We start from the raw sequence: 12,086 nt of genomic DNA on the forward strand, positions 1-12,086 counted from the left end.
ACATGACTCTCTTTGCTACGATGAACCACTTTAAGGCACTTTATGTTTTATCGGCTCATGATTTTAATTCGCCCCAATAGAGTGCAATCAACCTATTTCTTACAAAATTTAGTTTAAAGGAGCCAATTCAATTATTTTATTAAAAAATTTTTAGTATTTTTAAAAATGATATTTAATCGAATTTTCACGCTTACTTTAAATAGTAATATCATTCAATATGTTTTTTGTATATACATAATTTTAAAAGAAATAAAAAAAACCAAATGATCAAAACAAACTAGAAAAATCACACTTTTTTAAATCAATAGAACCAATTTGTAAGTTTAATTATAGAATTGGCTCTTTCCTTACATTGAGAAATGGCTCTAGTTTATTCAACAACGAAACGACAAATTAAAGTTACTGGATGTATACAGACACAAATGTGATCTCATGTTGAAAGCCACTTCCTTCGGTAGATTCAACTTAGGAGAAAGCAAATTGGTCAGATTGGATTGTGCTCATCACCACATGAAAATCTAAGTTATGAATTAAGGAAAATCGTATGGCAACACATCAAATTTTTCATGTGCATGCCGCTATTTGCGGTCGTAGCAAATTTGCTCAGACAGCTTTTTTTCAAAATTTTGGGGTCGTTGGTTTAACCAATGTCGTGTCGGTCTCAGTGATGAGATCGACACATTTTCACTCTCATTTTTCCTTGCAGAGTAGTTAGGCTAGTCCTTGCTGCGTACCCATAGTGCCCTAGGGCAAATGTGGGTTCGATATAAATCCATTTTTTATTTTTGAAGGTTTTTTTATGACGCAAGCAAATGAAGCCTCTCTCTCTCAAGGCTTAAAAAATCGCCATGTCACCATGTTGTCAATTGCGGGAGCAATTGGTGCAGGTCTGTTTGTTGGTTCAGGACATGCCATTGCTGCGGCTGGGCCTGCGGCTATTTTAGCGTATATCATTGCAGGAACACTGGTCGTTCTCGTGATGCGTATGCTCGGTGAAATGGCTGTTTCTCAACCAGACAGCGGTTCTTTCTCAACCTATGCTGACCGCTCAATTGGTAAATGGGCTGGATTTACCATTGGTTGGTTATACTGGTGGTTCTGGGTATTGGTGATTCCATTTGAAGCCAATGCTGCTGCTGCCATTATTAATTCTTGGATGCCAGATGCTCCAATCTGGTTACTTGCTTTCCTTATTACTGCCGCTCTGACTGTCACGAACTTATTTAGCGTAAAAAATTACGGTGAATTTGAGTTCTGGTTTGCATTAATCAAAGTTGTTTCAATCATTGCATTTATTATCTTTGGTTGCGCAGCTGTCTTTGGTTTCTCTCCAAATCCAGAAGTCAGCGGGGTTAAACACCTATGGGATCATGGTGGTTTTATGCCAAATGGTTGGGGGCCAGTCTTGGCAGCTCTTTTAACCACCATGTTCTCATTTATGGGTTCTGAAATTGTCACGATTGCGGCAAGCGAGTCGAAAGACCCTGAACATCAAATCACTAAAGCAACAAACTCTGTGATTTGGCGTATTGCGTTGTTCTATATCGTGTCAATCTTCATTGTGATTGCACTTGTACCTTGGAATGACCCACGCTTACCAGACATGGGTTCATATCAAACTGTATTGGCTTCACTACACGTGCCACATGCAAAACTTTTGGTTGATATCGTAGTTCTGACTTCGGTTGCAAGCTGCTTGAACTCAGCACTCTACACAGCATCTCGTATGGTGTATTCATTGGGTGTTCGTGGTGATGCACCTGCATTCACCAAACGTGTGAACAAACAACATACCCCTGTCGCTGCTGTATTACTTTCAACTGCGATTGCATTCATCTGTACCTTTGCCAACTACGCAGCACCAAAAGCCGTATTCAGCTTCTTGCTTGACAGCTCTGGCGCAATCGCATTGTTGGTTTACTTGGTGATTGCATGCTCACAATTGGCTATGCGTAAAAAACTGGTTGCTGCGGGCAAACCATTAACAATGAAAATGTGGTTCTTCCCTTACTTAACTTGGGCAGTGATTGTCTTCATCATCGCAGCACTGGGTATTATGGCATTTGACCCAGCACATACCCATGAGATTACTTCAACCGCAATTCTCAGCGTATTGGTTGTGATTTCAGGTTTGATCGTGACTAAACGTCGTAGCGAAAAAACAATTTCTGCTGCTGCCGAGAGTAAATAAACAGCAAACTCAATACAGGCAGCTTGGTCTGCCTGTATCAACAGATTGGTGGTGACGAAAAAATAAATTGGTGAGGTTGTCTTCGTTTACTGTGCTTGGCATGGGTACAGTTAAACGGCTCTCCCTGACTTCTGACCAAGCAAATATTGCATAAGCTTTATTTTTTCGGCGGCATCAAGTTGGTCTCACGACCAAGGGAAACAAGGAGATTTGGCGATCTCCTTGTTTTTTTTATTTTTAGTTCAGGGTCGGCACACCTGCTTCACGCAAGCACTGTAACAACACACCAAATGCCATCACCATGTCTTTTTCATTGACACAGGCAAAACCCATCAATAAACCACGCTGCGCACGCGCATGTGACTGCATATAATATTGTGACAATGGACGTACTTTAACGCCTCGCTCTAAGGCTTTGGTCGCGATTGCGACATCATCACAGTAAGTCGGCAGTTTCATCACCAAATGCAGACCTGAAGCTTCATCATATTCATGCAGAAATTCTTTACCTAAATAACGATAAATCAGATCAATCAGGAATGAACGGCGCTTGCCATACAGCAGTCGCATACGACGAATATGCGCTTCATAGTGTCCTTCACGAATGAATTCAGCCAGTGCTTTCTGAACCAGCAAATGCCCACCGCGATACAACTCAGCCGCGACAATTCGCAAAGGTGAAAATAACGATTTCGGCACCACCATATACCCCACGCGCAATGCTGGATAAATGGTTTTACTAAAGGTTCCCATGTAAATCACAGGTGCATCAGGTTCTAAGCCTTGTAAAGATGGATACGGCTGCCCTGAAAAACGGAATTCACTGTCGTAATCATCTTCAATGATCCAGCTTCCATGCTGACGTGCGATGCTTAATAGCTGCTTACGACGTGCCAAACTCAGGTGTGAACCCAGTGGATATTGATGCGATGGTGTCACAAAAATCAGTTTCGGTGCTTGCTTTGGATTATCCTCAGGAATAATCCCTTCAATATCGACAGGCATTGGACGCAAGTGCAATCCGTTAATCCGCAAGGTATTACGCATTCCCCAATAAGCAGGATCTTCAATCCAGACATGATCACCAATATCACTCAGCGCACGAGAGACTAAGTCAATACCTTGATGAATGCCTTCAGTAATAATAATTTGGTCGACATCACACTGGACTGAACGCGCCACACGCAAATAATCTGCCAAAGCACTACGCAGCTCGACACAGCCCCCAGCATTACTGTAAATCAGACGGTTAATGTCTGGTTCACGGCTTAAACGGGCTTGAATTCGGCTAAAAACATGATGCGGAAATTCGGTGACATCGGGTGCACCTGGCACAAAAGCCCCCCATTGATGCGGAGATGCAGCCGCGTAGCCGACCAAACTTGCCCCACGGTGTGACAAGGTATAGCTATGATTGGTAGGTTGCAGATGCAACGGGGTTTTCTTTTTCTGACTATTTAAAAAAGCTTCTGGCAGCTTCTCTGCCACCCATGTGCCATGTCCTGTTCGGGCTTCGACATAACCCTCAGCTTGCAGCTGCTCATAGGCTGTTAATACCGTATTTCGCGACACATGAATTTCCCCTGCCAAATCACGTGATGCAGGCAAGCGAGTTTTGGGCTGCAATACCCCTTCCACAATGGCACTACGCAAACAACGAAACAACCGTTGATGTAGCGTACCCTCGGTGTCTTGTTGTAATCGTTGCAACAAATGATCTCCAAGTAGGCTACGCAATTGGCTCTCTCCTTCTGTATTAAAGTGGCTCTCGTTACTTGCCGCCTAAAGCGCGAAATTATAGCGATACACAGTTATTGTAAACCATCATGACTGATCATGATGCTATACATACGTACAAGCTGTAACCGATGACCAAAATGAGGGATTAACATGAGCGATAAACATACTGCACTGAACGAGCGCAAACAACAAGCGACTCCACGTGGCGTAGGTGTAATGTGTCAGTGGTATGCAGAAAAAGCAGAAAACTCAACTCTTTGGGATGCTGAAGGCAATCAATTTATCGACTTTGCTGGTGGTATCGCGGTACTAAACACAGGTCACCGTCATCCGAAAGTGATCGCTGCTGTAACTGAACAGTTAACTAAATTCACGCACACTGCTTACCAAGTTGTTCCTTACGAAAGTTATGTGGCTTTAGCTGAACGTATTAACGAACGTGCGCCAATCGAAGGCCCTGCAAAAACGACATTCTTCTCTACAGGTGCTGAAGCTGTAGAAAATGCAGTGAAAATTGCACGTGCTTACACAGGTCGTCACGGCATCATTACTTTTGGTAACGGTTTCCACGGTCGTTCTTTCATGACGATGGCAATGACTGGTAAAACTGCACCTTACAAACGTGACTTCGGTGTTATGCCTGCTGGCGTATTCCACGCACGTTACCCAGTTCCTGCAAAAGGCGTGTCTATTGATGACGCGATCGAAAGCATCGAAAACATTTTCAGTGAAGACGTTGCAGCGCATGACGTTGCAGCAATCGTTCTTGAACCAGTTCAAGGTGAAGGCGGTTTCAACGTTGTTCCTGCTGAATTCTTAAAACGTCTTCGCGCACTTTGTGACAAACACGGTATCTTAATCGTGGCTGACGAAGTTCAATCAGGTTTTGCACGTACTGGTAAATTGTTCGCAATGAACTACTACGACACTAAAGCTGACTTGATCACGATGGCGAAAAGCTTAGGTGGTGGTTTCCCAATCTCTGGTGTTGTTGGCCGTGCTGAAGTGATGGACGCTCCAAATCCAGGTGGTTTAGGTGGTACTTACGCAGGTAGCCCAGTTGCAGTTGCTGCTGCTCACGCAGTCATCGACGTGATTGAAGGCGAAAACCTTTGCGAACGTGCAAACGAATTGGGTGCTGAGCTTGTTGCAACTTTAGAAGACATCAAAGCAGCGACTGGCGATGTCGTGACTCACATCCGTGCTTTAGGTTCAATGATTGCTGTTGAACTTGAAACTGCTGACCAAGCAAAAGCAGTTCAAAAACATGCAATGGACAACGGTCTATTAATCTTGACTTGTGGTAAATACGGTAACGTAATCCGTTTCTTGTATCCATTGACTATTCCAGTTGAACAATTCCGTCAAGGTCTAGACATCTTGAAACAAGGTTTTGCAACTTTGAACGCAACCAATGCAGCGGAGCAATCTGCATGATCCAAGCTAACTTGCAGTATTTGCTAAAGCACGCTGATATTTCGTTTGAAGCACCTGCTTCAGACGACTATATCAAAGTGAATGACGCTGCTACAGGTGAAACGCTGGCGTGGGTGAAAACCTACGACAGCGCAGCTGTTGAAGCCGCAATTTTACGTTCTGAAAAAGCACAGGCAGCTTGGAAAAAGCAAACTGTGACTGCACGTGCAGACGTATTATGGGCATGGTACAACCTCATGCTTGCTCACAAAGAAGATTTGGCACAAATCTTAACCGCTGAGCAAGGTAAACCACTGGCTGAAGCACGTGGTGAGATTGGTTATGCAGCGTCTTTCGTTCGTTGGTTTGCGGAACAGGCACGTCGTATTGATGGTGAAGTTTTACCATCAACTCAACCACAACAACGCTTACTTGTGATTAAACAAGGTATTGGTGTGACGGCAGCGATTACGCCTTGGAACTTCCCAGCGGCAATGATCACCCGTAAAGCAGCGCCAGCCATTGCAGCAGGTTGTTCGATGTTGGTTAAACCAGCAGAACAAACGCCGTTAACTGCATATGCCCTTGAAGTGCTTGCACTACAAGCTGGCTTACCTGTAGATGTTTTAATCAACATCAGCGGTGATGCAGCAGAAGTCGGCAAAACTTTATGTGACAGCGACATCGTGCGTAAACTCAGCTTCACAGGTTCAACCCAAGTGGGTCGTATCTTGATGCAACAATGTGCACCAACCATCAAGAAACTTTCTCTTGAATTGGGCGGTAACGCACCTGTCTTGATTTTTGATGACGCAAACTTGGATCAAGCGGTTCAAGGCATCATGGCAAGTAAATACCGTAACAGCGGTCAAACTTGTGTATGTGCAAACCGTATCTATGTTCAAGACGGCATTTATGATGCATTGGCTGAACGCCTCGTTGAAACTGTGGCTAAACAGTTGAAAGTGGGTGACGGTCGTCATGAAGGTTCAACTCAAGGTCCGTTGATTGACGAAAAAGCAGTCGCTAAAGTTCAATCACACATTGATGATGCCGTGGCTAAAGGCGCTCAAATCCGCATTGGCGGTAAGCGTTCTGAGCTTGGTGCAACATTCTTTGAACCAACTGTGTTGACTGGCGTGACTCAAGACATGAAAGTCGCTAAAGAAGAAACTTTTGGTCCGCTTGCACCATTGTTCCGTTTCAAAACTGAAGACGAAGCTGTGGCGATGGCAAATGACACTGAGTTTGGCTTGGCAGCTTACTTATTCACTCAGAACACAGCACGTCAATGGCGTGTGGGTGAAGCACTCGAATATGGTATGGTCGGCATCAACACTGGTGCGATCTCCAACGAAATTGCACCATTTGGCGGTGTAAAACAATCAGGTCTTGGACGTGAAGGTTCGAAGTTCGGCATCGAAGAGTATCTCGAAATGAAATACTTGTGTGTTGACCTTTCTGAATAATCGTTCAGACAGCCAATTAAAGAAACCAGTCTCGCCCATTCGATGACTGGTTTTTTTATGCCTGCTGTTTAGCAGTGCAAAACTTTTCTGAACAAACTGAATCATCGATAAAAATAATTTCATGAAATCACGCTGCAAACGAAGCTTGCAACATCATCTCAAAAATAAAATAGAAAGAAATCTCGGTTTTTTAGCGTTCGATAGAATTATCAAAAAATATCCACCTCGGCAGCAATTTGGTTCTGTCGAGGTGGATTTTAATTTCTAGCTTAATGACCTGAATGTGCATCAGAACTACTCGGTGCTGTTTCTGCAACAGGTTGATCTGACTGATTACTGCTTAAACTTGGTGTTTGACTAAAGAAATTCCATGGTTTCAACAAGACATTCACCCATTCGGTTGGCATGATTGGCCATTCTTCAGCACGTGCCACATGGGTTGTGCCTGTGGTCAGCCAGACCACCAAATCTTGGTTATCAATATTGTCATTGTTTTTCACAAACTGCCCCAGCCCTGTGTCATGGTCAGAACGGTTTGGATACGCCCCTTCAGGATACAATTCATTTGGATTGTATTTGGTCACCCAAATCTGCTTATCCATAAAGTTCAAACGTTTAAACAACCATTCATCTTTCGAGAAGTTCGCACCTTTGGCGACAGGATGCGTCCCGCCTGCATACGGAATCAACTGATAGGATACAGGGTTGCCCATTGCATTTTCTTTGCTGTAGTTACTGATCAGGCGAATGGTGCCTGCATCGAACTTCTCTGCAGCATCCTGTTCTTTGCTGACGGTACTGGTTTCTAACTCCATAGCACTTTTACGCAGCCCTTTGCCATTTTTGGCAATCATAGGGTTCATACGAGTTAAGGTATTGTTACTGCCATCCACATCCATATCTAAACGGAAGTTATAGATATGTTGATGAGTTGTTCCCACAATATTGTGATCAATCAATGTTCCATAACGGGTGTCTTCTTTGGCTGTTGCATCGTGCATGGTGCGTGATTTCACCCCTTTGACTGCCTCAATCCCTGTTGCACCTGCATTAATGCCAATCGTGCCATTTTCTGACAGTACCCAGTCAAACATATAATCATAGTTACCGACGGTACTGACCCAACGCACCACCAGTTCACGGCGTGCCACGCTGACATTTGGCTGTCCCATTTCCTGATGTTTATAGTCAGGCCCAGAATAGCGCTCAAAAATTGCAAAGGCATTTGGAATCGTGACAGGGTTGCCTTGATAATCGGCAATCACGGCATCAAACATCACCGCATTTTCAGGCACATCAGTCCCACGATGTAGCGATGAAGTCAGCGTTCCCATGCCGTATTCACCCGAATCGAGATAGGATTTGAAATACCAACCCATGTCAGGATCACCATAAGGCACAACCATCCCGCCCAAGTTACCTTCATACATGATTTTGCGTTTTACGCCCTGATCTTTATAGGTCAGGGTCGATAACTGAATCCCGACACGTGAGTCCAGTCCAACATGGAAGCACCAGTTACCCCAATGGACATATTGTCCTGTCACAGTAAAATTTTTACCTTCAGGCTCAGTGATGCGTAATGGTTTTTTGGCAACCATTGCTTTGTCACGACCATCATAGGGGCGTGCCGCCATTGGGATGGGAATTAAATCGCCATCTTCAATTTTGATAATTTTTTTCTTGTCGAGATCGACCACAGCAATCAAGTTTTCAATTGGATGCGCCCAGTAGTTGCCATCGCCTGTGTCTAAATACGATACAACTTTGAGCAGATTCAGTTCCTTATTTAAGCCATCTTCACCACCAAAATAGCCCACGGTCAGCGGTGTTGCCACGACTTTACTGATGTCAGTCACGCCACGTTTTTTCAGTGCTGCCGCATATTCAGGACTTTCCTTAATCACTTGCTGCACCAGCTCGAAATTATCGAGTAGCACCATACCATGCGTATTTTTAAGAATGTTCCATTCGGTAACTTTCTGGGTTTTTAGATCCACCACACCTTCAATGATGTTGTTATTTTCCAGTAAGGAAAATACCGCCTGACGGTCACCTGTATACGCCTGATGGTTCAAGACACTATTCCACACCACATTTTTATCGGGTTCTTTGAGTGCCAAACGACTAAAACGCAAAGCTTGTGGTGCACGTGTATCGGCTTTAATAATGGCTGTCACAGAACGAATTTCATCGGCAGATAACGTATTTAATGGATGCGGGACACTTTCGACCTGAAAAGTTTGATCGAGTTTCGACTGGAAAATTTCATTGGCGAGTTCTTCAGATGCCATCGCCTGTCCATTTTTGATGATAACAGGCACACTAATTTTCAGCGGCTTGCCGTTGACCAGAATGGTATTGCTGTTCGGTTTAATCCGAACATAAGTTGAATTTTTGGTCACGGTATAGACATCGGCATACTGGTCTTGTTCAACAGTTGCCCCCACCGCCTGCATAGCTTGTGCCAACGGCAACATTTTGGCTGCCTGACCATGTGCCAAAGCCTGTTGAGTTAACAATGCCATCGACAAACCCATACCTAGCATTTTAAGTTGATTCATTCCGTTGAATCCCATCTTGCCTTTATTCCATTTCATCTGATTTTCCCCAAAGATCATACTGATATTGAGTAAACTTAAATTCAGACTAGAGAAAAGGCATCATCCAAAAGAATGATTTTGATTGGGCTAGAGGAACTGGCTGATCACTTGTTGGCGACTACTCACCTGCATTTTTTGAAAAATGTGCTGCACATGGGTTTTTACTGTTGGCACACTGACAAACATCGCATCGGCAATAGCTTGGTTACTTTTACCTAAACAAATAAAATCAACAACTTGTTGTTCTTTTTTAGTCAAACCATAGTCAGAATATTTTTCACCCATGTCCTGATTGGACAAAATCAGCATTTGATTCAGATGATAATTTCCAAGCAAATAACAGCTTTGAATCACGTGTAGTTCTTGTGCTGAAAATGCTGCATGTTGTTTCGAGCGGATCAGACTAATACCACGCACAGGCACTTTATTGATTTTAAAAAACAGTTCGACGTTATCCTGCATCTGTACCCGATCAGCAAACTCCTGATAGGTCGAATCAACATAGCACTGGCTCAGTGCCAAGGTATCGACATTGCGATAAAAATGTTTTTGAATCGAGAGTGGATCATGCCCCTGCATTTCCGAGAGGTATTCATCGACTAACTGCGATGACAAGTTCTGAAAATAGTAATCGCTTTGTGACTGCGCCGAGTCGATTTTGTATGAAAATACCCCATCCAAAGGCATAATACGCGAAACCGACTGCGCAAAATGATCGACAAAAGCTGCCCATGTTTGAAAATTCATACGCTGTTCCAAAGCCATTTTCAAAAACATATGCAAGAATTTTGCCGATTTTCTAAAAAACTGAATATCCTTAAAGCTGACCAGACTGCAAACGAATCACCCCTAAGCCCTGCATCACCGCCCATGCCTGCTGTAATGAACCATTTAAGTCGATGGCTGCGGTGGCATCTTCAATCACATAGGTCTGAAAACCCAGTTTTACAGCGTCCATCGCAGTCCATGCCACACAAAAATCCGTCGCGATTCCAACCACATAAACCGTTTCAATCCCAGACTCTCTTAAATAGCCCGCCAAACCTGTCGTGGTTTTTTGGTCTGCCTCCAAAAAAGCCGAATAACTGTCAATCTCGGTATGCCAACCCTTACGAATAATCAGCTGCGCATGTGGAATATTTAAGTCAGGATGCAGTTCTGCATCATGCGTTCCCTGTACACAGTGACTTGGCCACAGCACTTGTGTTCCATAATCGAGCTGAATCGTTTCAAAAGGCTGCTTACCTGCATGATTTTCAGCAAAGGAAATATGATTGGCAGGATGCCAGTCTTGTGTGAGTACCACATGCTGGAATTTCTTAGCCAACTGATTGACCAAGGGAATAATCTGATCACTGTTTGCAACAGCCAAATGTCCTTTTGGAGTAAAGCCATTTTGAATATCGACTACAATCAGTGCGCTATGTTGTAGATGCATTTTTATTTTCCTCAAGATTCGGGTATGCCGAGATTTTAGCCAATACTTTACAAAACAAAACCTGAGCTACATGGTTTAACTCGATCTTTTTGTTAAATTTATCAACAGCGAGACTTTTGACACAAACTGCTTAAAAAATGTCTCAAAAGTTTTCTCAAGCTTTAACGAAAGTATATTGTTCTTCATACCATGTTCAGTCATAATTTGAGTAAGCAACATTCAACGTTGCCGCAAAATTTCGTTGAATTTCCCGCTTAAATTCAAAAAATCAGTAACCATCCTTTTTAAAATTGCATGGATGGTCAAATAGGATATTTTTTCAAAATGACTCAGCAAGCTCAGAATATTCAAGGCTCAATTGTCGCACTTGTCACCCCTATGTTTGAAGATGGCAGCGTAGATTGGAAGAACCTTGAAAAGCTCGTTGAGTGGCACGTCGAACAAGGTACTAATGCAATTGTTGCAGTCGGCACTACAGGTGAACCATCAACCCTAAGTATGTCTGAACATACACAAGTGATTAAAGAAGTCATTCGTGTGGTCAACAAACGCATCCCTGTTATTGCTGGTACTGGTGCAAACTCAACTCATGAAGCGATTGAACTGACCAAAGAAGCGCAAATGCTCGGTGCAGATGCCGCACTTCTCGTGACACCTTATTACAACAAGCCGACTCAGGAAGGTTTATACCAACACTTCAAAGCGATTGCTGAAACTGTTGATTTACCGATTATTGTGTACAACGTTCCTGGACGTACAGGCGTCGACATGCAAAATGAAACTGTACTTCGCCTTGCCGATATTCCAAATATCATTGCGGTAAAAGATGCGACTGGTGATACAGCACGTGGTAAAGCACTCATCGATGCATTAAAAGGTCGTATGTCTGTTTTCTCAGGTGATGACGAAACAGCTGCCGAACTGATCAGCCTTGGTGCAAATGGTAATATTTCTGTGACTGCCAATGTTGCACCAAAACTGATGAGTGAGCTTTGTGCTGCTGCATTACAAGGTCATCAAGATATTGCTCAGCAGATCAACAATAAGATTGCAAATTTAAACAATATTTTGTTTTGCGAATCGAACCCAATTCCTGTGAAATGGGCATTACATGAAATGGGACAAATTGGCACAGGTATTCGTTTGCCACTGACTCCTCTTGCAGAACAATATCGCGCTCCATTGCGTGAGGCGCTAAAAGACGTCGGTATTATTTAAAGAGCACAATA

General features: G+C 43.4%; 8 protein-coding genes. 4 read left to right on the forward strand and 4 right to left on the reverse strand.

The genetic code is table 11. The features are described from left to right. Positions 1–799: 799 nt before the first annotated feature. Positions 800–2,191: a GABA permease gene (gabP, locus tag LVY74_RS07935; protein ID WP_237814626.1), complete on the forward strand. Its 1,392-nt coding sequence runs from the start codon at positions 800–802 to the stop codon at positions 2,189–2,191. A gap of 237 nt (positions 2,192–2,428) precedes the next feature. On the opposite strand, the gene pdxR is transcribed toward gabP, so the two are convergent. Then, positions 2,429–3,928, reverse strand: coding sequence for a MocR-like pyridoxine biosynthesis transcription factor PdxR (pdxR, locus tag LVY74_RS07940; RefSeq protein ID WP_237814627.1), 1,500 nt, complete (start codon positions 3,926–3,928; stop codon positions 2,429–2,431). Positions 3,929–4,081: 153 nt separating this feature from the next. On the opposite strand from pdxR, the gene gabT reads away from it, so the two are divergent. Next, positions 4,082–5,368, forward strand: a complete 1,287-nt coding sequence (gene gabT, locus LVY74_RS07945; RefSeq protein WP_237814628.1) for a 4-aminobutyrate--2-oxoglutarate transaminase — start codon at positions 4,082–4,084, stop codon at positions 5,366–5,368. Further along, positions 5,365–6,816 carry an NAD-dependent succinate-semialdehyde dehydrogenase gene (locus tag LVY74_RS07950; protein WP_237814629.1) on the forward strand — a complete coding sequence of 484 codons (1,452 nt, stop codon included), beginning with the start codon at positions 5,365–5,367 and terminating at the stop codon, positions 6,814–6,816. Before gabT ends, LVY74_RS07950 begins: the two co-directional genes overlap by 4 nt. Positions 6,817–7,085: 269 nt before the next feature. On the opposite strand, the gene tynA is transcribed toward LVY74_RS07950, so the two are convergent. From tynA to pncA, 3 genes are all read right to left on the reverse strand, one after another. Continuing rightward, complete coding sequence (tynA, locus tag LVY74_RS07955) at positions 7,086–9,395, reverse strand: primary-amine oxidase (protein WP_442862782.1); 2,310 nt, start codon at positions 9,393–9,395, stop codon at positions 7,086–7,088. A 111-nt stretch (positions 9,396–9,506) separates the two neighbouring features. Then, positions 9,507–10,166: a response regulator transcription factor gene (locus LVY74_RS07960; protein ID WP_237814630.1), complete on the reverse strand. Its 660-nt coding sequence runs from the start codon at positions 10,164–10,166 to the stop codon at positions 9,507–9,509. Positions 10,167–10,236: 70 nt separating this feature from the next. Continuing rightward, positions 10,237–10,857: a bifunctional nicotinamidase/pyrazinamidase gene (pncA, locus tag LVY74_RS07965; protein WP_237814631.1), complete on the reverse strand. Its 621-nt coding sequence runs from the start codon at positions 10,855–10,857 to the stop codon at positions 10,237–10,239. 324 nt (positions 10,858–11,181) lie between these two features. On the opposite strand from pncA, the gene dapA reads away from it, so the two are divergent. Then, the gene (gene dapA / locus LVY74_RS07970; RefSeq protein WP_237814632.1) at positions 11,182–12,075 is read left to right on the forward strand and encodes a 4-hydroxy-tetrahydrodipicolinate synthase; all 894 of its coding nucleotides are present in this window, start codon (positions 11,182–11,184) and stop codon (positions 12,073–12,075) included. Positions 12,076–12,086 lie beyond the last annotated feature (11 nt).

It is taken from the genome of Acinetobacter sp. ME22 (assembly GCF_022012315.1).
GTDB classification, from domain to species: domain Bacteria; phylum Pseudomonadota; class Gammaproteobacteria; order Pseudomonadales; family Moraxellaceae; genus Acinetobacter; species Acinetobacter brisouii_A.